Annotated in this window: 20 protein-coding genes; 17 read left to right on the plus strand and 3 right to left on the minus strand. The window is 70.7% G+C overall.

All coding sequences use genetic code 11. The features are described from left to right. Positions 1-33 precede the first annotated feature (33 nt). From ACT3UF_RS10960 to ACT3UF_RS10975, 4 genes are read left to right on the plus strand one after another with little or no spacing between them, the layout of a single operon-like run. Positions 34-2,382: a hypothetical protein gene (locus ACT3UF_RS10960; protein ID WP_444502480.1), complete on the plus strand. Its 2,349-nt coding sequence runs from the start codon at positions 34-36 to the stop codon at positions 2,380-2,382. Then, a complete protein-coding gene (locus tag ACT3UF_RS10965; protein WP_444502481.1) occupies positions 2,379-2,741 on the plus strand; it encodes a DoxX family protein in 363 nt (120 codons plus the stop codon). Before ACT3UF_RS10960 ends, ACT3UF_RS10965 begins: the two co-directional genes overlap by 4 nt. A gap of 8 nt (positions 2,742-2,749) precedes the next feature. Further along, the gene (locus ACT3UF_RS10970; RefSeq protein WP_444502482.1) at positions 2,750-3,163 is read left to right on the plus strand and encodes a hypothetical protein; all 414 of its coding nucleotides are present in this window, start codon (positions 2,750-2,752) and stop codon (positions 3,161-3,163) included. Positions 3,164-3,190: 27 nt separating this feature from the next. Beyond that, positions 3,191-3,985 (plus strand): MFS transporter, encoded by a 795-nt coding sequence (locus ACT3UF_RS10975; protein WP_442332854.1) that lies wholly within the window; start codon positions 3,191-3,193, stop codon positions 3,983-3,985. 9 nt (positions 3,986-3,994) lie between these two features. Here the strand turns inward: ACT3UF_RS10975 and ACT3UF_RS10980 are convergent, their stop codons facing one another. Both ACT3UF_RS10980 and ACT3UF_RS10985 read right to left on the minus strand, forming a co-directional pair. After that, the gene (locus ACT3UF_RS10980) at positions 3,995-4,294 is read right to left on the minus strand and encodes a hypothetical protein (RefSeq protein ID WP_442332858.1); all 300 of its coding nucleotides are present in this window, start codon (positions 4,292-4,294) and stop codon (positions 3,995-3,997) included. Between the two features lie 74 nt (positions 4,295-4,368). Continuing rightward, positions 4,369-5,886, minus strand: a complete 1,518-nt coding sequence (locus ACT3UF_RS10985) for an amidohydrolase (protein WP_442332853.1) — start codon at positions 5,884-5,886, stop codon at positions 4,369-4,371. Positions 5,887-5,983: 97 nt separating this feature from the next. Here ACT3UF_RS10985 and ACT3UF_RS10990 point away from each other — a divergent pair, with 97 nt between their 5' ends. From ACT3UF_RS10990 to ACT3UF_RS11025, 8 genes are all read left to right on the plus strand, one after another. Continuing rightward, complete coding sequence (locus ACT3UF_RS10990) at positions 5,984-6,952, plus strand: ABC transporter ATP-binding protein (RefSeq protein ID WP_442332852.1); 969 nt, start codon at positions 5,984-5,986, stop codon at positions 6,950-6,952. Between the two features lie 56 nt (positions 6,953-7,008). After that, a complete protein-coding gene (locus tag ACT3UF_RS10995; protein WP_441445262.1) occupies positions 7,009-7,830 on the plus strand; it encodes an ABC transporter permease in 822 nt (273 codons plus the stop codon). Positions 7,831-7,843: 13 nt separating this feature from the next. After that, positions 7,844-8,998 (plus strand): sensor histidine kinase, encoded by a 1,155-nt coding sequence (locus ACT3UF_RS11000; RefSeq protein WP_442332889.1) that lies wholly within the window; start codon positions 7,844-7,846, stop codon positions 8,996-8,998. Continuing rightward, positions 8,995-9,630: a response regulator gene (locus ACT3UF_RS11005; protein ID WP_442332890.1), complete on the plus strand. Its 636-nt coding sequence runs from the start codon at positions 8,995-8,997 to the stop codon at positions 9,628-9,630. The genes ACT3UF_RS11000 and ACT3UF_RS11005 overlap by 4 nt, the downstream gene beginning before the upstream one ends. A gap of 33 nt (positions 9,631-9,663) precedes the next feature. Next, positions 9,664-10,602: a Na+-dependent transporter gene (locus tag ACT3UF_RS11010; RefSeq protein WP_442332891.1), complete on the plus strand. Its 939-nt coding sequence runs from the start codon at positions 9,664-9,666 to the stop codon at positions 10,600-10,602. A 144-nt stretch (positions 10,603-10,746) separates the two neighbouring features. Beyond that, on the plus strand, positions 10,747-12,651 hold the full coding sequence (locus tag ACT3UF_RS11015; protein ID WP_444599605.1) for an ABC transporter ATP-binding protein: 1,905 nt from the start codon (positions 10,747-10,749) through the stop codon (positions 12,649-12,651). A gap of 34 nt (positions 12,652-12,685) precedes the next feature. Next, positions 12,686-13,258: a GrpB family protein gene (locus ACT3UF_RS11020; RefSeq protein WP_444599606.1), complete on the plus strand. Its 573-nt coding sequence runs from the start codon at positions 12,686-12,688 to the stop codon at positions 13,256-13,258. A 74-nt stretch (positions 13,259-13,332) separates the two neighbouring features. Next, a complete protein-coding gene (locus ACT3UF_RS11025; RefSeq protein WP_441445293.1) occupies positions 13,333-14,043 on the plus strand; it encodes a class I SAM-dependent methyltransferase in 711 nt (236 codons plus the stop codon). Here the strand turns inward: ACT3UF_RS11025 and ACT3UF_RS11030 are convergent. Then, positions 14,009-14,968 carry an arsenic resistance protein gene (locus ACT3UF_RS11030; protein ID WP_442332862.1) on the minus strand — a complete coding sequence of 320 codons (960 nt, stop codon included), beginning with the start codon at positions 14,966-14,968 and terminating at the stop codon, positions 14,009-14,011. The genes ACT3UF_RS11025 and ACT3UF_RS11030 overlap by 35 nt on opposite strands. A gap of 96 nt (positions 14,969-15,064) precedes the next feature. Here ACT3UF_RS11030 and ACT3UF_RS11035 point away from each other — a divergent pair, with 96 nt between their 5' ends. The 5 genes from ACT3UF_RS11035 (at position 15,065) to ACT3UF_RS11055 (ending at position 20,436) form a co-directional block, all read left to right on the plus strand. Next, positions 15,065-16,279, plus strand: a complete 1,215-nt coding sequence (locus ACT3UF_RS11035) for an SHOCT domain-containing protein (RefSeq protein ID WP_444599607.1) — start codon at positions 15,065-15,067, stop codon at positions 16,277-16,279. 211 nt (positions 16,280-16,490) lie between these two features. Continuing rightward, on the plus strand, positions 16,491-17,807 hold the full coding sequence (locus tag ACT3UF_RS11040) for a TFIIB-type zinc ribbon-containing protein (protein WP_444599608.1): 1,317 nt from the start codon (positions 16,491-16,493) through the stop codon (positions 17,805-17,807). Positions 17,808-17,858: 51 nt separating this feature from the next. Next, complete coding sequence (locus tag ACT3UF_RS11045; protein ID WP_345080905.1) at positions 17,859-18,179, plus strand: hypothetical protein; 321 nt, start codon at positions 17,859-17,861, stop codon at positions 18,177-18,179. 1 nt (position 18,180) lies between these two features. Then, positions 18,181-19,884, plus strand: coding sequence for an FAD-binding dehydrogenase (locus ACT3UF_RS11050; RefSeq protein WP_444592430.1), 1,704 nt, complete (start codon positions 18,181-18,183; stop codon positions 19,882-19,884). Positions 19,885-19,893: 9 nt separating this feature from the next. Beyond that, a complete protein-coding gene (locus ACT3UF_RS11055) occupies positions 19,894-20,436 on the plus strand; it encodes an AAA family ATPase (RefSeq protein WP_444608330.1) in 543 nt (180 codons plus the stop codon). Positions 20,437-20,443 lie beyond the last annotated feature (7 nt).

Consider the following 20,443-nt stretch of genomic DNA (forward strand, 5'->3'; position numbering starts at 1 on the left):
CCGATCGCCGGACGAATGTGGTCAGATTTCAGGATGACCGCCTCGCGCTCCACGCTCCGCACCGTCCCGCCCCGCACCGTCCCGCTCCGCCCCGCTCGCCGCTCCGTGCTGCTCTCCGGCGCTCTCCTGGTGCCGCTCGGACTGGCAGGATGCGACCCGGAGCGGGACGGTCCTCCCGAGGAGCTGTCCGCGCCCACCCTGAACTTCGAGCCGATGACGAGCGACGAGAAGCTCCTGCCCGAGCAGCCCATGCTCGAGGACTCCTGGAACATCTCGCCGACGGACGAACACCCTCTGGCGGTGCTCGTGAGCCGGACTCTCGCCCAGGAGCGGGATCTCTTCGTGATCACGCGCGAGCAGCCGAGAGGCATCGCGGTCCCGATCGATCCGGCGACGACGGGGCTCGCCGTCGACCGCCACGCGGCCACGGTCGGAGTCCTCGCCTCGACCGTCGTGGACGCCGAGCATCGGCAGCAGCTGTGGAGCTCCGCGGACCTCGCCGACTGGACAGCGGTCGAGGTCACCGGCATCGACCGGGAGATCGCGGCCTTCGGCGGCGGGATCGTGGCCTCCGCCGTCAACGGGCGCACCGTCGCCGTCTGGGAGCTGCCCGCCGACGGCACGGCTGCCGCTCTCACCGCACTGGAGGTGCCCGAGGGTGTTGAGTGGGAGGTGCTGGACGTCGCACGGAACAACGCGGCGATCGTGCTGCTGGTGACCGCGAGGGACGCCGCCGGCACGGAGGCGCCCGCGATCCTGGCCTCTCAGGACTCCGGCGCCACCTGGGCAGAGCCTCAGGTGCTTCCCGACGACGGGAAGGACGCCGTCGCCATGTCGGTCTCTCCCCTCGGCGAGGGCTTCGTGGTGATCGGGAGCCACGAGCCGGCATCGGATGACGGCGCGTATATGAGACCGACGGCCTGGGTGAGCCCCGACGGCACCTCCTTCACGCAGGAGGAGATCCCATTACCGGCGTTCGGCCTGGACGGATGGACGAGGAGCGGCGAGAAGATCCCCGTGGACGATCCCATCGACTGGGGGTCATTCGGTGCGTCCCCGGCGGTGGTCGACGCGAAGACCGGGACTGTCCATTTCGCGGCCATCCTCGAAGACGACTGCCGCTGCGCGACCCGGTCCGCTGAGGGGACGTGGACGGTCTCAGACATGGGCGACTTCGTCGGGCACACCCTCACCCACGGCGCGGCGACCCCCGACAGCCAGATCCTGCTGGGTGAGACGAGCACCTACGCCCGTGAGGGCGGTGGCGGATCCCTCGCACTGGGGCTGCCCTTCACAATCGGTCGGAATTACATCCGACTGATACACGATGTGCACAACGGTATCGATGCCGTGATCCAGGGCTACCGGAGCTTCGTCGACAAGTCGAGCACACATAGCTCGACCTCCGTCGCCAGCAACCTCGGAGTGAGCATCCGCGATGGCGGATTCGTCCTCGCCGAGGACTTCCCCCAGCAGGTGGAGGAATGGGACTGGGGCCGGGTCCATCGGCTGCCGGACGGGGTGGAGATCCTGTCCGGCCGGGAAGAGGACGAGGACGGCAACGGACAACTCCTCTCCCTGGCCCGGGGCGACGGCGAGTGGGTCGACACCGAAGGGCTCGAGATCCCCGGGCTCTACATGCTGGGAAGCACCTCCATCGTCGACGAGACCAGCTACTTGTCCGGTGCTGGCACCATCGCGGACCAGGACGGATCAGCCCTGGGCGGGGTCAAGGTCCTCTCCTCCTCGGACGGGCTCACCTGGGAACAGGTCGGATCGGGCCCCGACTCGCCTTCGGAGGATCCCGCCTTCGGCGGAGGTGGATACATCACGACCGTCGCCTCTGTCGACGGAGTGCTGATCGGCCTGGGGACGGCAGTGGCCGAGGACGGTCCGAATCGTGCCGCGACATTCGTCCTCACGGTCGGCGTCTGGACGCCGCGGGTGATCGAAGACATCCCGCCGGGCCTCAACTTCGGCTTCCCCTACCTGGTCGGGGACACCGTGCATGTGTTAGCGGCAGGCTATGACAGGGTGTATCACGGTGTCCTCGCTGCGGACGGGAGCTGCACACGGACCTATCTGTCCTCGGACCAGGAACAGCGCGATATGCTCACCGACCTCGGCGGCGGGGCGCTGCTCGCCTCAGGGTGGAGCCGGACCGCCTCGGCCTTCGGGGCGTGCGTGTGGGCGAGCCGAGACGGCGGCGAGACGTGGGCGGCGACGGTGCTCCCCGAGCATGAGGGCCGGTTCCCCCGCGTCGACCTCGCCCGAGACGGGGAGGACGTCGTGGTCATCGCGGGGCATGACGATGCTCCAGTGGGCTTCAAGATCATCGGTGCGCAGAAGGCCGTCCTGCCGGACACAGGATCTGAAGGGTGACCCACGCGAGGAAGACCGCCGGATTCCTGGCGACGCTGCTCGGCGGAGCGGGGATCCTGCACCTGGCCCGGCCCGAGCCCTTCGACAGCATCGTCCCACCGGTGCTGCCCGGCCCGGCGCGGACCTACACCTGCGCCTCCGGGGTGGCAGAGCTCGCCGTCGCCGGCCTGCTCGCCGTGCCGCGCACCCGACGGCTGGGCGGCATCGCCGCAGCGGCGCTGTTCGTCGCGGTGTTCCCCGCGAACCTGCAGATGGCCTACGACTGGCGCCACGCCCGGCCGCGGAAGCGGGCGATCGCGTGGGGTCGCCTGCCGCTGCAGGCGGTGCTCATCGCGCAGGCGCGGCACGTGGCGCGATGACGGCACCTGTGCCCGCAGCCATCCTCGATGATCTCGAGCGCTGCCGGGTCCAGCGGCGCACTCTCGCGATCCTCATCGCGGGACAGATCGTCTCCGGCCTCGGTGTCGGCGCGGCGTTCAGCATGGGCGCGCTGCTGGTCGCCGCGGTGACCGGGAGCGAGGCCTGGTCCGGGATGGCCGCGACCATGAACACCCTCGGCGCCGCGGTCTTCGCGATCCCGCTCGCGATGCTCGCGCGCCGTCGCGGCCGACGGGTTTCGCTGACCACGGGCGCCCTGTTCGCCGCGCTCGGCGCCCTCGCAGTCACCGTCGCCGCGGCGCTCGACAGCCCGGCCCTGCTGCTGCTCAGCATGGCCGTGATGGGCATCGGCTCCGCCCTGAACTTCCAGTCGCGCTTCGCCGCGACCGACCTCGCGACCTAGGCGACCCGCGGCCGGGACCTGTCCCTCGTGGTCTGGTCCACGACCCTCGGCGCGGTGATCGGCCCGAACCTCGCCGAGCCCAGCGACGCCCTCGGCATCGCCCTCGGGCTGCCTGCGCTCAGCGGAGGGTTCGTCATCGCCGCTGCAGCTCAGCTGGCGGGTGCGCTGCTGTATGCGATCGCGCTGCGGCCGGATCCGCTGCTGCTGGCGCTCGGCCCGCACCGAGTGGTGCCCGCCGGGCCGGAGCGTCGGGCGGCGCGCGGTCTCGCGATTCTGCGCGCCAACCCGACCGCCCGCAGCGCCGTGCTCGCCGTCGCCCTCGGTCACGCCGTGATGGTGGCACTGATGGGGATGACGCCGATCCACCTCATGGGCCACGGCGGGTCCCTGTCGATCGTCGGCATCACGATCAGCCTCCACGTCGCGGGGATGTTCGGGCTCTCGCCCGTGTTCGGGATCCTCACCGACAAGATCGGCGGGCGTGCCGTGATCCTCGGCGGTCAGGCCATGCTCGCCGCCGCGATGCTCATCGCGGCGGTCGGCGCGGAGAGCAACGCGCTGGTCGCGGTCGCGCTCACACTGCTGGGCCTCGGCTGGTCCGCGTCGAACGTGGCCGGGTCGACCCTGGTCAGCGGCGCCGTCCCCACTGCGCAGCGCCCGGCCGTGCAGGGCACCTCGGACCTGCTGATGAACCTTGCCGGGGCGACCGGCGGCGCGCTCGCCGGGCTGATCCTCGCCGGGATCGGATTCTCGGGCCTGGCACTGGTCCTGCTGGTGCCGGTGGTGATCGTGACCGCGGACCAGCTGCGGAGGCGCCGCTGAGCGAAGGGCTCAGGCGCCGGCGGCCTGCTGGGCGCCCATGACGGCGGAGGTGCCCAGGTCGCTGTTGGGCAGCGGCTGCTGAGCGGAGAGCGCCTCGGTCCAGGCCTCGGTGGTCACGACCGCGGCCAGGTTCGAGTTCAGCACCGCCATGATCGTGCGGTGCACCGTCTCGGCGGAGGCGAAGCCCGCGTCGTTGGCGATATTGATCGCGCTGGTGGCGTCGGACAGCACCTCGGTGGTGAACCCGAGGCCCTCACCCTCCACGGCGGAGGCGAGGATGCAGTTGTTGGTCATGTAGCCGACCAGGATGACAGTGTCGACCTACTGCTGGCCGCCGCGATGCTGATCGGGCAGTGATCGCGCGGAGGTGACCTCCCGGCGGTTCAGAGTTGGGACTCGAGCCGTCCTGCCACGATCGTCGCGAGCACCGTGGTCTCCTGCAACAGCTCGGAGGCCTCTCGAGCGGCGGCGTCGACCATCAGCCCGTCGGCGCCGAGTGGGACGTCGGCGAAGGGTGAGTGCTCGAGCAGCACGATGTCTCCTGGGCCGCCCACCTGCAGGGACGTGATCCCGTCGGTGGAGGCGGCGAGGGCCTCGCGGGGCTGCAGCTGCTGGCCGGGATGCCAGCCCGGGCGCTCGTCTGCGCTGCGGTGCACGGCGGCGGCCATCGCGAGCCAGGGATCCAGCGGTGCGACGGGCGCATCGGAGCCGAGGGCGAGCGGCACTCCGGCGTCCAGCAGGTCCCGCAGCCGGAAGGCCTGGGTGCCGTGCCCGGGCCAGATCGCCTCGGTCGCGTCCCGGTCGTCCAGCAGATGCGCGGGCTGGACGGAGGCGATTACGCCTAGCGCGGCCATCGCGTCGATGTCGTCATCGGTGAGCATCTGCGCATGTTCGATCCGGGCGCGCTCGACGCCGACGCTCCTGATCGCATCGAGCGCGACCTGCGCGGCGGCGTCCCCGATCGCATGGACCGCGGCGGCTAGACCCTGCGACGTCGCCCTGGTCAGCACCTCGCGGAGCGCCTCGGGGCCGACGCTGAGGACACCGCGCCCCGCATAGCCGTGGCCGTCGGTGTAGGCGTCACGGGTGTAGGCCGAATGCGAGCCGAGGGCACCATCCACGATCACCTTGAGCGGCCCCATCGTCACCAGGCCCAGTTCATCGAGCACCGTGCCCGTCGGGCCGGGTGCCGCAGCGAGCTCCTCGGGGTAGACGGCAGTGCGGATCCGCATCCGGGCTGCGCGGTGCAGCCATTCCTCCCACGGCCGGCCCCACTCCATGTCCGTCATGCCCACCACGCCGCGCTGCAGGGCTTGACGCTGCAGCATCGCCGCGCCCGTGGCCACCGACTCGGCGACCCCTGGCAGCTCGGGCAGGCGCGGGGCGATCACGAACCACTCCTCCTCCGCGACGATCCCGTCCCGCGGCGGCATCCCCAGGGCACGCAGCGCGGCGGAGTTCAGCCAGGCATGGTGCGCATCCCCGCCGATCAGCACGGTCGGCACCGCGCCGGTGGCCTCATCGAGCGCCGGCACCGTCGGCTGCACCGCGAAGTCCACCAGGCGGTGCCCGAAGCCGATCAGCGCCTGCGCGGGATCGAGGGCGGAGTCACGACGTGCGGCGAGCTCGGCCCGCACCAGTTCGAGGATCACGCCCACGCTGCCCGCCCCGGAGGTGTCCAGGCGGGCATGGGCCTGGGCGAGCTGGCCGGAATGGACATGCTGGTCCCACAGGCCGGGGATCGCGAGGGCGCCGGCGGCCTCGTGGATCTCCTCGCCGGGAGCAGCTCGGAGGTCGGTGGCGAGCTCGGTGATCACCCCGTCGCGAAGCCGCAGGTCCACCGGGCGGGCCGGCGCCTCTCCCGTGGCGGCGTTGAAGGGCCGCACCTGTCTGATCAGCACCGATCCAGACTAGCCGCACGAGGTCATGACGACTGTCATGGCCCGGTCATGACCGCGGGGACTGGGGCGGGGGCCGCCGCTGCGGAAGCCTGGAGCCATGACCACGACCACCGCCTCCGCCACGGCTGCCGAACCCGCCTCCACCACCCCCGCCGCTGCCGCCACCGCTGCGATCAGCCTGCGCGGGCTCACCAAGCACTACGGGCGCGTCCGCGCTCTCGACGGCCTCGACCTCGAGATCCAACCCGGGGAGATCGTCGCCCTGCTGGGCCCCAACGGCGCCGGCAAGTCCACGGCGATGGAGATGATGGTCGGCCTCGCCACGCCCGACGCCGGCACCGTGGGCGTGCTCGGCACCGAACCCGCGACCGCCACCCGCACCGGACTGATCGGCACCATGCTCCAGGCCGGCGCGCTGCTGCCCGACCAGTCCGTCCGCTCGATGCTGCGGATGCTCCACTCCCTGCAGGCCCACCCGATGCCCATGGCCGAGGTGATCGCCCAGGCCGACATCCAAGACCTGGTGAAGCGCAAGATGGGGGCGCTTTCCGGCGGGCAGGCTCAGCGGGTCCGCTTCGCGATCGCGCTGCTCGGAGACCCGCAGGTGCTGCTGCTGGACGAACCGACCGTCGGGATGGACGTCGGCGCTCGCCGCGCCTTCTGGGACCAGATGCGGGACGTCGCCGCGACCGGTCGCACCGTCGTCTTCGCCACCCACCACCTCGACGAGGCCGAGCGCGAGGCTCGCCGCGTGATCGTCATGGACCGCGGCCGGGTGGTCGCCGACGGCACCGGCGCCGAGATCGGCGCCGTCGTCGCAGGCCGGGTGATCACCCTGCGCGGTGCGGAGCCCGCACAGATCGCCGCACTGCCCGGCGTCGAGAGCGCCACGGCCGACGAGACGGATCCCCGCCGCGTGCGTGCCGTCTGCTCCGACTCCGACGCCGTGCTCAGGGCGCTGTTCACCTCGCCCCTCGCCGCCGATGTCCACGAGGTCCTGGTCTCCGCACCCGGGCTCGAGGAAGCCTTCCTGCGCATCACCGACCACGAGGGAGACCAGCGATGAGCCACGCCGCCGCCACGTCGGCCGCCCGAACCATCACCGATCAACGGAGCTCCGTCATGACCTCGCCGACCATCGCCACCACGCTCACCTCCACCGCCGCCGCCGGGATGCCAGCGCCGCGCACCGCCGCCGCCCCGTCGGCCGCGACCCGCACCGTGCGCTACGCGCTGCACACCACGCGAATGACCGTCACCAACGTCATGTTCATGGTGTTCACGATCGCGATGCCGGTGGGGATGTACCTGCTGTTCGGGATGATGTTCGGCGATGAGGCCGAAGGGACCGCCCGCGGGATGATCATGGTCAACATGGCCGCCTACGGCGGGCTCGGCGCTGCCGTCACCGCCGGCACCCAGATCCAGGAGGACCAGCGCAACGGCTTCCTGCGTCAGCTGATCGTCGCGGGGCTGTCCCCGCGCTCCTTCCTGGCCGGCTCGGTGATGGCTGCCAGCGCCGTGATCCTCCCCGCGCTGTTCGCGGTGGGCGTGGTCGGGATCGCGACCGGCGTCGAGGTGGCGCCCGGAAGTTTCCTCACCACCCTGGTGGTGCTGTGGCTGGGACTGCTGCCCACCATCCTCATCGGCCTTGTGCTGGGCATGGTCCTCAAGGGCGGCGCGGCGATGGCGGGAGGCGTGGTCACCATGATGGCGATGGCGATCTTCGGCGGGCTGTGGATGCCGCTGGAGACGTTCCCGAGCTGGATGCAGCAGATCGGGCACGCCATGCCCACCTACTGGATCTCGCGACTCGGGCAGTGGTCGATGTACGGCGGGGAGCTGCCGGCGACCGGCCTGCTTGTGATCGGCGCCTGGACCCTGGTGCTCGGCGTGCTGTGCGCGTTCAGCTTGCGCCGCGCCGTGGGGCTGAAGCGTCGCTGACACAATGGCCGCCATGGGAACTCTCGAGGCGACGACGTGGGGCACCGGCGTGCGCGGCAGCCAGGAGCAGGATCCGGCGTCCCGTCTCCTCACCCCGCGTGCGCTCCACCGGGCCGCGCTCGAATCCGGCGGGCTCACCTACGCCCTCGCCCCCGTCCTGTTCATCGCGATCCCGGTCGCCTTCGCCTGGATCCAGAACCCGGGCCCCGGAGCCGCCGTCGTCACCGGGCTGCTGCTGGTCTACGCCGTGGTCTTCGTGTACTGCTGCGGCATCAGCCTGTACCCGCTGCGGGTGCGGCTGGCCTGGTTCGCCCTGTGTACCGGGCTGCTGCTCGTGCTCATCCCGTTCCTCGGCCTGAACGTGCTGTTCATGGTGATGTTCCAGGCCATGACGCATGTGCTTCTGCTGCCGTGGAAGTGGGCGGTGCCGACGATGGTGGCGATGAGCCTCGCCGTCATGGTGCTCGCGATCGTCACCGGGGTGTACGTGGCCGCCGGCCTCGCCCTGACGGGCATGCTGATGTCCTGGGGCATCGGCTACGGCATCCGCCAGGAGCTCCTGCAAGGGCAGCTCGAGGCCGCCCAGCACCGCAACGCCGTGCTCGCCGTCGCTGCAGAGCGCGAACGCATCGGCCGTGACCTGCACGACCTCGTCGGTCACTCTCTGACCTCCCTCACCATCTCCGCGCAGCTCGCCCGCAGGCTCCTGGACTCCGATCCCGAGGCGGCCCGCGAGCAGCTCGTCCACATCGAAACCACGGTGCGCCAGGCCCTCGCCGATGTCCGCGCCACCGCCTCCGGCATGCAGCACGTCCGCGCCGCAACCGAGATCGCGTCGGCCCGCACCGTGCTGTCCACGGTCGGCATCCAGGCCGAGGTCCCCACCGCCCTGCCCCCGCTGCACGACGACCTCGCCGAACTGTTCGGCTACGTGATCCGCGAAGGGGTCACCAACATCGTGCGCCACTCCCGCGCCACCCGAGCCGAGATCAGCGTCAGCGAGGACTCCGTGAGCATCGAGGATGACGGCGTCGGCATCCCCCAGGGAGCGGACCGCTCCGGGCTGCGCGGCCTCGAGGCACGGATCGCGCTCGCCGGCGGGCGCCTCGAGGTCCGCTCCTCCGAGACCGGGACCCGCCTCACCGCGACCATGGGAGCGGCGGCATGATCCGCCTGGTGGTCGCCGACGATCAGGCGATCCTGCGCTCGGGCCTGGTCGCGCTGCTGCGCCTGGAGAGCGACCTCGAGGTGGTGGGGGAGGCGGCCGACGGGGCGGGCGCCCTCGCGGCGGTGGCCGAGCACCGCCCCGATGTGCTGCTGCTGGACGTGCAGATGCCCGCCGGCGTCACGGCCGAGGGCGAGGAGGGTCCCGCGGATGGGATCGAGGTCGCCGAGGCTCTGCGGGGGAGCGACGGCGCACCGCGGATCATCGTGCTGACCACCTTCGGCCGGGCCGGCTACCTGCGCCGCACCATGGAGGCCGGGGCACACGGCTTCATGGTCAAGGACACCCGCGTCGAGCAGCTCGTCGACGCGGTGCGCCGCGTGGACCAGGGGCTGCGGGTGGTGGACCCCGAGCTCGCCGCGCAATCCCTCGCCGTCGGCGCGAGCCCGTTGACCGCCAAGGAGACCGAGGTGCTGCAGGCTGTCGCCGCCGGCGGCACCACCGCGTCGATCGCGCGGAGCCTCTTCCTCTCCGAGGGCACCGTGCGCAACCACCTCTCCGCCGTGATCGGGAAGCTCGGGATCACCAACCGGGCCGAAGCCGTGAGGACCGCCTCGGACAACGGCTGGATCTGACCCCTGTCCAGTCAGCCCGCGTAGCCTTTCGGGGTGCACACGATCGAATCCCTGTTCGGCCTGCTGATCCAGATCAGCGTGCCGATCTTCGCGATCGCCTCGATGCTGTCGATGGGCCTGCGCACCCCGCTGCGCGCCTTCCGCAAGCAGCTGCGGGACCGCCGCACCGTCTTTGCGGTGCTCGGCGCGAACTTCGTGGTGGTCCCCGCCGTGGGCACGCTGCTGATCTGGCTGCTGAAGGACCTGCTTCCGCACCAGACCGGGGAGGGCTTCATCATCGCTCTGTGCGCCGCCGGAGCCCCCTTCGTGCTGCAGCTCGGCGCGATGGCCCGCATCCCCTATGGCGAGACCGCTGGCCCGATGGCGGTGCTGCTGCTCGGCTCGATCCTGTTCATGCCGCTGGTGGTGCCCTTCCTGCTCCAGGACGTGACCGTGCAGGGCTGGGCGGTGGCGCAGCTGCTGCTGGGCACCATGCTCTCCCCGATGATCGCGGGCATTGTCATCGCGGCCGTCTGGCCGGGGTGGGCCGACCGGTTCGCCCGCACCGCCGGCGGCGTCGCCGCGATCTCCGCGGTGCTGATGTTCCTCTCCGGTTTCGGAGCCAACAGCCACCTGGTGCTGGATCTGCTGCTCTCACCGGTGCTGCTGGTCGCGGCAGGCCTGGTGGCGCTCGCCTTCCTCACCGGCCGCATCGCCGGAGACCTCGCCGGGGACACCCTGACCGTCCATGACGGACCCGCGATCCTCACCTCCCAGCGCAATATCGCCGCCGCCCTGCTGGTGGCCCGCACCGGCGCCGAAGGGTCCGACGGCGACGGCTCGATCGTGGTCGCGATCCTGCTGCTCAGCGCCGTCGGCTTCGTGATGCTGGTGCCCTACGCGCTGGCAAGCGGCGTGCTGCGACGACGGCGAGCGGGGGAGAGGACCTCCCTCGGCGTGCTGCTGGGCGTGGTGGGCCCGAAATCGGACTGAGCCTGAGCGGTCACGTACTCCTCGGTATCCCCTCTGAGCTGTCGCCTGGGAGAGGTCGCAGCGACAGCTCAGAGGGGATACCTGCGAGGAAGGGGAGAGCAGAAGCACGTGGTCAGCGCTCGGGACCCCGCCTAGGCTGACCGGGTGACATCCCTGCTGCGCATCGTCCGCTTCACCCGTGCTCTCGCCCCGCTGTACATCGCGATCATCGCCTGCTCCGTGCTCACCGCGGTCGCGGGCCTCGCGGTCCCCTTCCTGATCGGTCACGCGACCGACACCGTCGCGGGCGCCGTGGGCGGGCAGGGCGCGACCGGCACCGCCGTGCGCACCGTCATCCTCATCGCCGTGGCGGTGCTGGTGGCCGAGCTGGCCGTCACCGTGATCTCGAACGTCGGCGGCTGGTTCGGCGACGTGATGAGCAACCGGATGCGCACGATCCTCTCGGTGCGCTACTACGACAAGCTGCTCCACCTGCCGCAGCGCTGGTTCGACGGCGAGATCACCGGCACGATCGTGGCGAGGCTGAACCGTTCGATCACCGAGATCACGAACTTCACGAAGATGATGTCGAACTCCTTCGCGTCGATGCTGATCACCACCGCCGCGGTGCTCGCGATCAGCGCCTACTACGCCTGGCCGCTCACGGTGCTGCTGCTGATCGTGTTCCCCGTCTACGTGTGGCTGACCTCGCTGACCTCGGTGAAGTGGCAGCGCCTGGAGGGGGAGAAGAACGAGCAGATCGACATCGCCTCGGGCCGCTTCGCCGAGGTGGTCGGGCAGATCCGGGTGGTGAAGTCCTTCGTGCGCGAGCGCGGGGAGCTCGCGGACTTCTCCCGCCGCTTCCGCTCCACCGACGCCACCACGCGTGCGCAGTCCACGCACTGGCACCGGATGGACGTGATCCGTCGGGCGTTCCTGAACCTCATCTTCTTCGGCATCTACGTGATCATCTTCGTGCGCACCGTCCAGGGGCAGTTCACCCTCGGCGAGATGGTGCTGCTGATCCAGCTGATGGCCATGGCCAAGGCCCCGGTGGAGTCGATGAGCTGGGTGATCGACTCCGCCCAGCGCGCGATCGCCGGCTCCAAGGACTACTTCCGCGTGATGGAGACCCCCGTGGATCCCCGCACCGCCGCGGTGATGGCGGCGCGGCCGACGGATGCTGCGGATGCGGGCCACGCGAGCGGCACCGCCTCCGCCGAGGAGGGGGTCGAGGAGCGAGCCGACGACAGCGCTCCCGCCCCCGTGCTCACCGTCTCCCCGGAGATCGAGTCGGTGCCGGGCGCTCCCGTGGTCGCCTTCCGGGAGGTGTCCTTCGCCTATGAGGACGGCGAGGATGTGCTGCACGAGATCGACTTCGCGGTCGAGCGCGGCGAGAAGATCGCCCTGGTGGGGGAGTCCGGCGGCGGCAAGTCCACCATCGTGAACCTGCTGCTGGGTCTCTACGAGCCGCGCCGGGGCAGCATCGAGGTGGTGGGCCACCCGAGCGCGGACCTGCCGCTGGACCAGCTGCGCTCCCGTATCGGGGTGGTCTTCCAGGACGCCTCCCTGTTCTCCGGCAGCATCCGCGACAACATCTCCTACGGGCGGCCCGAGGCGAGCGAGGAGGAGGTCGTCGACGCGGCCCGTCGCGCGAACGCCGACACCTTCATCCGCCGCTTCCCGGCCGGCTACGAGCAGGTGATCGGGGAGCGCGGGCTCAAGCTCTCCGGCGGGCAGCGCCAGCGGATCGCGGTGGCCCGCGCGATGCTCAAGGACGCCCCCGTGCTCGTGCTCGACGAGGCCACCTCCGCCCTGGACACCAAGGCCGAGATCCAGGTGCAGAAGGGGCTCGAGGAGCTGATGACCGGGCGCACCTCGATGATCATCGCCCACCGCCTCTCCACAATCGCCGGGGTGGATCGGATCATCACCCTGAGCGACGGGCGCATCGACGAGATCGGCTCCCCGGCCGAGCTCGCCGCGAGCGGTGGCATCTACGCCCAGCTGCTGGACCTGCAGAGCTCGGGGAACACGAAGAAGCTCGCGACGTTCGACATCACCGGCTGAGGCGGTTGTCGCTGACCGGTGAGAGGATCGCTTCATGACCTCCCACCCTGCCCCTGTCCGTCCGGACGTTACGGAGACCCAGCTCATCGGAGGCGTGGAGAAGCGCACCATCGAGATCGTCGACTATGACGAGCGCTGGCCCGACTGGTATCTCGCCCACGAGCAGCGGATCCGCGACGCGCTCGCCGGCGCCGGTATCCAGATCGAGCACATCGGGTCGACCTCCGTCCCCGGCCTCGCCGCGAAGCCGATCCTCGACGTCCTGGTCGTGGTCGAGCACATCACCGCCGAGGAGGACCATGCCGAGCCGCTCGTGCGGGCCGGCTACGAACTGCGGGTTCGTGAGCCGGGGCATCGTCTGGTGCGCACTCCGGAACGTGACGTCCATGTCCATCTGCTCGAGCGGGGTGACCCGGGCATCGAGGCGTACCTCCTGCTGCGCGATCGGCTGCGGACCGACGCCGCAGACCGTCAGCTCTACGAGGAGACCAAGCGAGAGCTCGCCACCAGGGTCTGGGAGGACATGAACGACTACGCGGACGCCAAGACCGAGGTGATCGCCGCGATTCTGAGCCGTGCACGCCAGCGCCGTGGGGTCGCTGAGTGAGCACCTGGAACGGCGTGGCGGAGGCATATCGACGGTCCTTCGCGACTCTGTGTGCCGGGACCGATGACACTCTTGTGGAGGCGACAGGGCCGGCGCACGTCCATCTCGACGTCGGGTGCGGGACAGGTAGCCTCGCGCTCGCTGCTGCGCGTCAGGGCCGACGGGCCATCGCGGTCGATCCAGACCCGGACATGGTCGCCGTGACCCGCAGGGCAGTGAGCACCTCGGGACTCGACGTCGATGTCTTCGGCGCGGGAGCACCGTCACTTCCGCTGGACGACAGCTCGGTTGATGCCGTCACCGCGAATTTCGTCATCAACCATGTGTCCGATCCTCGCGCGAGCGTCCGTGACCTTGCCCGGGTGGCCGCACCGTCGGCCCGGGTAGCGATGACGATCTGGCCCGCATCTCCGGGGCCGCATCTCGCCGCTTATGCGAGCGCAGCTGAGGGAGCCGACGCAGTCCCAGTTCCGAGCTCTCGGCTGGCTCCTGAGCGGGACTTCGAGCGCAGCCCTGCGGGGCTCGCCGAGCTGGCAGAGGACGCGGGGCTGCGCACCGAGCACGCGGGGGAGGTGCACTGGACCTGGCGGGTCACAGCCGACGATCTGTTCGCCGGCATCGCCGGTGGCATCGCAGGGCCCGGCCGAATCCATCAGGCGCAGACGGAGGCGGTGCGGGAGAAGATCGAGGAACGGGTACGAGGGCTGTGGGCGCACTATTCCGCCGATGGCGGCGTCCTCACCTTCCCGGTCACCGCAGTGCTGGTGGTTGCGGTCCGTCCCTGAGCAGCCGAGGCAGGATCCGCACCAGCACCACCATGCCGAGCAGCTCGACAAGGGTCTGGGTGACGACGGCGGCCGGGACGAGCGGGGACGGCATCGCGAGAGCTAGCGGCAGCACGACGAGGGAGTTGCGGGTCGCCGCAGAGAAGGTCAGGGCGCGGGATTCACCGACCCCGAGCTTCGCGAGCCGGGAGACGAGGATCCCGGCGGCCGTCGCCAGGACCAGGAATCCGGCGTAGATCGGCACCAGGGCCAGCAGCGCCGTGCCCGCGCCGAGCACGCGCGGAGTCTGGGACGCCACCACCGTGACCAGCACCAGCACCATCAGCGGCACCATCGCGGGGGAGAGGTCCCACCGCGGGGCGAAGCGTTGGATCAGGGCGGCCACCAGCAGGGGGAGCAGCACCAGCAGCACCAGCGCGCGCAGGAACGGGACCGGGTCGATGAGCCCCGCCGCCCCGCCGCCGCTCAGCAGCGGCACCAGCACCGGCAGGGCCAGCATCTGGGCGAGCATGAGCAGCGGCGTCGCCGCGAGCAGCCGTTGGTGAGCGCCGCCCGCGAGCGCGGTGAACACGATGACGTAGTCGATGCAGGGGGCCAGCAGCACCAGCAGGGCGCCGATCAGCAGTTCAGGGGAGTCGGCGAGCGGCCGGGTGAGAGCCCAGACGATCAGGGGGACTGCCAGGAGGTTGACTGCCAAGAGGGCCAGCAGGAAACGGCGATCCGCCAGCGCCGCCCCGATCCCGCGCAGCGGCACCCCGAGAAAGGTCACCAGCAGCAGGGCGGCGATCGCCGGTTCCACCGCGAGCTCGAGGGCCGGTGCCGCCCCGGGCAGGAGCGCCCCGAGCACCGCGCCCGCCCCGATCGCCAGCAGGTAGATCGCGACCTGATGACGCTCGGCCCACCGCCGGCTCTGCTCACGCTCCATACCCAGCGACGGTAGCCCGCGGATCCAGCGAGCATTCGGGTGCTTCGCGATAGCATGGCTCCGATCACACAGTCGCGGGGGAACGAAGGAGCTGACATGGGATTCATCCAGGCATTCAAGGGCGCGGTCGGCGGGATGCTCGCCGATCAGTGGAAGGACTTCCTCACCGTTCCGAACGGTCTGCCGCAGACGGCGGCTCTGTTCCCGGCGGTCCCCCAGGGCACCAACGCCGGTCGCGGCTCGAACACCCGCGGCAGCGAGAACGTCATCTCCAACGGGTCGAAGATCCTGGTGCCCCAGGGCTACGGCCTGATCACCGTGGTCGACGGCCGTGCGACCGGCCTGATCACGGAGGCCGGCGGCTACGAGTTCAACGACTCCTCCCCGGATTCCCGCTCCGTCTTCGCCGGTGACGACATCCTCGCCTCCACCGTCGGCACCTCCTGGGAGCGGTTCAAGTTCGGCGGCCGCCCCTCCTCGCAGCAGCTCGCCTTCTACGTGAGCCTCAAGGAGATCCCGGACAACCGCTTCGGCACCCAGTCGGAGATCTACTGGGACGACGCGTACCTCAACTCGCAGGTCGGCGCCGTGTGCCGCGGCTCGTACACGCTGCGGATCATCGACCCGCTGCTGTTCGTCCATAACTTCGTGCCGGCCACCTTCATCTCCGCGAACGCCCCGGTGTTCGACTTCGCCGATGTCGACAACAAGGCTGGCAGCCAGCTGTTCCAGGAGGTCGTCGGCTCCCTCGCACAGGCGTTCTCCCGCTACACGAACGATCCCGACAAGGGCAACCGGATCTCCAAGATCCAGGGCGACTCGGTGGGCTTCGCCCAGTCGCTCTCCGCCGCCGTCGAAGAGGGTTACCGCTGGTCCAGCGACCGCGGCCTCGCGATCGTGAAGACCGCGATCGTCTCGATCGAGTACGACCAGCACACCCGTGAGCTGCTCAAGGACGTGCAGAAGGCCGATGCCCTCTCCGGCGCCCGCTCGCAGTCGTTCATGAATCAGGCCGCCGCGCGCGGCGTGCAGGCCGCCGGGGAGACCGGTGGCGGTGCGGGTCTGGCGATGTTCGGGGCGGGTATGGGTGCGGCCGGCGGCATGGTCAACCCCGTCCAGCCCTGGGCCCCGCCGGGCCAGCAGGGCGCCCCGCAGCAGGCCGCGCCTCAGCAGGGTGCACCTCAGCAGCAGGCGGCGCCGGCGCAGGACGACCCGGTGGCCAAGCTCGCCCAGTACAAGCAGATGCTGGATCAGGGCCTGATCTCCGACGAGGACTACGAGGCGGCGAAGAAGGCCGCCCTCGGCCTCTGAGCCGGCACCCCGCAAAGCGATGACAGTGCCTCCTGAGCGCCCGCCGTGGGCGCGACCGGACCAGCCCGCCAGGCCTTCTCAGCCTGGCGGGCCGGTCCCGCCCGCCCCGACCGGGCAGCCGCTGCGTCCCGGACAGCCCGGACAGGGGGACCCGTCCGCCGGGGACCCCCGGTTCACCCCGTCGGGCGCTCCGAGCGCTGGGCCGCAGGCGATGCCCCAGTGGCCCGGCGGCGCTCAGCAGGGTGGTGCCCAGCAGGGCGGCAGCCAGCAGCCCCCGGAGCAGATGCTCGGCGATGAGGCGGTCTCCGGCGCGGCAGAGGCGGCGCTGAAGCACTCCTCGAACCGGATCATCGACACCAGCTCGGGCAAGGACGACGGGCTGAACAAGTGTCCCCGCTGCGGTGGTTCGGACATCCACTATTCGCTGAGCGCGAAGGCGCTGTTCTGCTCCTACTGCCGACACACCTGGAACGAGGAGAACGCGGAGCGGGCCTTCGGGCTGGACTCCTCGATCGCGGAGCTGCGCGGCCACACCCTGGCCTCGGGCACAGCGGACATCCGCGAGGACCTCACCACCGTGACCCTGAAGTGCCAGGGCTGCGGCGCCGAGGTGGTCATCAACGTCGAGCAGCAGCTGCAGGCCCGTTGCCACTGGTGTCGGCAGACCCTCTCGATCAACACCCAGATCCCCAACGGCGCGATCCCCGATGCGGTGCTGCCCTTCCAGCTCACCCGCGAAGAGGCGATCGAGCGCATCAGTGCTTTCGCGGGCAAGCGCAAAGCCTTCGCGCACGCCCGCTTCAAATCGGAGTTCGTCCCCGACAACGTGATGGGCGTGTACATCCCGTACATGGTGGTGGACGGGAACATGCATGCCGTCCTCCAGGGCACCGGTGAGGTCACCACCCGCCAGTACACGGTGCGGCGGAAGGTCGGGAAGGACAACTACGTCACCGAGACCTATTACGACGCGGACGTCTACTCCGTCCAGCGTGCCTTCGACCTGCTGGTGGACGACCTCACCGTGGAGTCCGCCGAGCGCTTCGATGTCAAGGACAACAAGCAGGCCACGAACAACATCCTCAATGCGGTGCAGCCGTATGACACCCAGAACGCCGTCGCCTACAACTCGAACTACCTCAAGAACTTCACCTCGGAGCGCCGTGACCTGAACGTGCGCGACGTGGACGACGAGGTCGAGAACCGATTCCTGGCGATCGCCCGCGCGAAGGCCGGCCCCACCATCGGCCGCTACGACCGCGGGGTGCGCTGGGAGGAAGAGGGGGTCGCCGTCCGCGGCACCCGCTGGGTCTCGGTGTACGTGCCGGTGTGGCTGTACAGCTATGCCGACTCCGCGAAGGGCGAGGGCTCCCTCGTGCACTACATCGCGGTCAACGCCCGCAACGGCAACACCATGGGCTCGGTCCCCGTCTCCCATCCGAAGATCTTCGCCGTGGCCTGCGCTGCAGGGTCCGTGGCGGCCGTGATCGGGGCCGTCGTCGGCTTCGGCTGGTTCCTGGCCGGATGAGACCCGCGATGACGCCCCTGATCTGTGATCCCCGCCCCCGAGGAGGATGCGATGCTCCCGCTGCTCGCTGAGCTGGCCGCCGATCCGACGACCACGATGCTGCTGGCCGATTCCGACTCCGGTGCCATCGGCATCGCCTTCCCCTTCATCGCCGGTCCGGCGGTGTTCGCGGCGGTCTACGGCGGGATCTACCGCTACTACCGCAACACCGACAAGCGCCACGAGTACGAGAAGGAGACGGAGGTCGCCGTCGGCAACCTCCGTCAGGGCGACCGGAAGGTCGGCTCCAACAACCGCCAGAAGAGCCGCTCCATGTCCGGGCGCAACAGCACCGAGCACCTCCAGCGCGTGCGCCGCATCAAAGTCCAGTGAGATGACCGCCCGCTCGAGCTCCGCCGGTGGCCAGGACGCGATCGTCATCGGCGCGGGCCTTGCGGGGCTGGTCGCCGCCACCGAGATCGCCGACGGCGGCCGACGTGTGCTCCTGCTCGAGCGCGAGGGGGAGCAGGATCTCGGCGGCCAGGCCTGGTGGAGCTTCGGCGGGCTGTTCTTCATCGACTCCCCGGAGCAGCGCCGACTGGGGATCCGCGACAGCCTGGACCTGGCCCGCCAGGACTGGTTGGGTTCCGCGGCCTTCGACAGTCCCGCCGACCACTGGCCACGCCGCTGGGCTGAGGCATACCTGCAGTTCGCCGCGGGCGAGAAGCGGGACTGGCTGCACCGGCTCGGCCACCGCAGCTTTCCGGTGGTGGGCTGGGCGGAGCGGGGTGACGGCCGCGCCGAGGGGCACGGCAACTCGGTGCCGCGCTTCCACATCACCTGGGGCACCGGTCCGGGGATCGTGGAGCCCTTCGTGAAGAAGCTCGCCGCACATCGCGCGGCCGGTCGTATCGTGCTGCGCACCCGGCACGCGGTGGAGGAGCTGCTGGTCGAGGGCGGGCGCGTCACCGGGGTGCGCGGCAGTGTGCTCGCGGCCGACGCCACCCCGCGCGGCGTCGGCTCGAGCCGCGAGGTGGCCGGGGAGTTCGAGGAGCGGGCTGCCGCGGTGCTGGTCGCCACCGGTGGCATCGGCGGCAACGAGGAGCTGGTGCGTCAGCTGTGGCCCGCCGAGCTGGGGACCATGCCGGAGCAGTTCGTGCACGGGGTGCCGACGAGCGTCGACGGGACGGGGATGCTCGCCGCGGCGCGGGCCGGCGGCCACTGGATCCACCAGGATCGGATGTGGCATTACACGGAGGGGATCCGCAACTGGGACCCCGTCTGGCGGGGGCACGGGATCCGGATCCTGCCCGGTCCGTCCTCGCTCTGGATCGATGCCCGCGGTAACCGGCTGCCGGCGCCCGCCTATCCCGGTTTCGACACCACCTCGACGCTGCGCCACCTGCGCACCACCGGCCATGATCACTCCTGGTTCGTGCTCACCCGGAAGATCATCGAGAAGGAGCTCGCGCTCTCCGGCAGCGAGCAGAACCCGGACCTCACCGGCAGGGACGTGCGCCAGGTGCTCTCCCGCGTCAAGCCCGGCGCGCCCGGCCCGGTGCAGGCCTTCCTCGACCACGGCGAGGACTTCCTGCAGGCGGATTCCGTTCCCGACCTGGTCCGCCAGATGAACGCGCTGACAGGTGAGGAGCTGATCGAGGCTGAGGAGCTCGAGCGCGTGATCCGCGCCCGGGACGCAGAGGTGCGGAACCCGTTCTCGAAGGACGCTCAGATCACGGCCCTGCGCGGAACGCGGAAGTACGTGGGTGACCGGCTGATCCGCACTGCCGCCCCGCATCGGCTGCTGGATGCGAAGGCCGGTCCGCTGATCGCGGTGCGCCTGCACGTGCTGCTGCGCAAGACCCTCGGCGGTCTCGAGACCGATCTCGGCGGGAGAGTGCAGCGCGAGGCGGGTACGGCCGCTGGCACAGAGGTCGCGGGAACCGAGCCGTTGGCCGGGCTGTACGCGGCCGGGGAGGCGAGCGGGTTCGGGGGCGGCGGCGTGCACGGGCACAACGCCCTCGAAGGCACCTTCCTCGGCGGTTGCCTCTTCTCCGGACGCCAGGCGGCCCGCGGAATCCTGGTGGACCTGCGGTGAGCGGGGCTGATGATGAACTGGGCTGATGACCTCGGAGCGTCGCCGCACGCGCTGCTGCTCAGCGGCGCGGTCGGCGTCGGCAAGACCACCACCGCGCACGCGATCGGTGACGAGCTCCGGGCGCGGGACATCCCCGGTGCGGTGATCGATCTGGACCAGCTGCGTCTGGCCTGGCCGGCCCCCGCAGGCGACAGGTTCCACTCCGCCCTCGAACACCGGAACCTCACCGCCGTCGCGGCGAACTATCGCGCGGCCGGCGCCCGGGTGCTGGTCGCGGCTGGGGTGCTCGAGGAGCGCACAGTGCGGCAGGAGTACCAGGCGGCGCTCGGCAGCCCGCTCACCGTGGTGCGGTTGAGCGCCCCGCGGGATCTGGTGCGCGCCCGTCTGCGCCGTCGGCACGAGCACGACCCAACAGGACTCGCCTGGCACCTGGACCGTTTCGGCGAGCTCACTGCGATCCTCGACGCCGCGGCGGTCGAGGACGTCCAGGTCGAGGTCGGAGCTGACCCGCAGGCCACCGCGCGCGCCGTGCTCGCCGCCGTCGGTATCTGACCCCGAA

Origin of the sequence: Brachybacterium sp. AOP24-D1-21 (assembly GCF_052378665.1) — a bacterium.
Taxonomy (GTDB): Bacteria; Actinomycetota; Actinomycetes; order Actinomycetales; family Dermabacteraceae; genus Brachybacterium.

Excerpts from the sequence above, each read along its gene's own strand:
- ACT3UF_RS10960 (WP_444502480.1), top strand. The coding sequence starts at position 34 with ATGACCGCCTCGCGCTCCACGCTCCGCACCGTCCCGCCCCGCACCGTC.
- ACT3UF_RS10990 (WP_442332852.1), top strand. The coding sequence starts at position 5,984 with ATGACCACGACCACCGCCTCCGCCACGGCTGCCGAACCCGCCTCCACC.
- ACT3UF_RS10995 (WP_441445262.1), top strand. The coding sequence starts at position 7,009 with ATGACCTCGCCGACCATCGCCACCACGCTCACCTCCACCGCCGCCGCC.
- ACT3UF_RS11000 (WP_442332889.1), top strand. The coding sequence starts at position 7,844 with ATGGGAACTCTCGAGGCGACGACGTGGGGCACCGGCGTGCGCGGCAGC.
- ACT3UF_RS11005 (WP_442332890.1), top strand. The coding sequence starts at position 8,995 with ATGATCCGCCTGGTGGTCGCCGACGATCAGGCGATCCTGCGCTCGGGC.
- ACT3UF_RS11020 (WP_444599606.1), top strand. The coding sequence starts at position 12,686 with ATGACCTCCCACCCTGCCCCTGTCCGTCCGGACGTTACGGAGACCCAG.
- ACT3UF_RS11030 (WP_442332862.1), bottom strand. The coding sequence starts at position 14,968 with ATGGAGCGTGAGCAGAGCCGGCGGTGGGCCGAGCGTCATCAGGTCGCG.
- ACT3UF_RS11035 (WP_444599607.1), top strand. The coding sequence starts at position 15,065 with ATGGGATTCATCCAGGCATTCAAGGGCGCGGTCGGCGGGATGCTCGCC.
- ACT3UF_RS11040 (WP_444599608.1), top strand. The coding sequence starts at position 16,491 with ATGCCCCAGTGGCCCGGCGGCGCTCAGCAGGGTGGTGCCCAGCAGGGC.
- ACT3UF_RS11045 (WP_345080905.1), top strand. The coding sequence starts at position 17,859 with ATGCTCCCGCTGCTCGCTGAGCTGGCCGCCGATCCGACGACCACGATG.
- ACT3UF_RS11050 (WP_444592430.1), top strand. The coding sequence starts at position 18,181 with ATGACCGCCCGCTCGAGCTCCGCCGGTGGCCAGGACGCGATCGTCATC.
- ACT3UF_RS11055 (WP_444608330.1), top strand. The coding sequence starts at position 19,894 with ATGATGAACTGGGCTGATGACCTCGGAGCGTCGCCGCACGCGCTGCTG.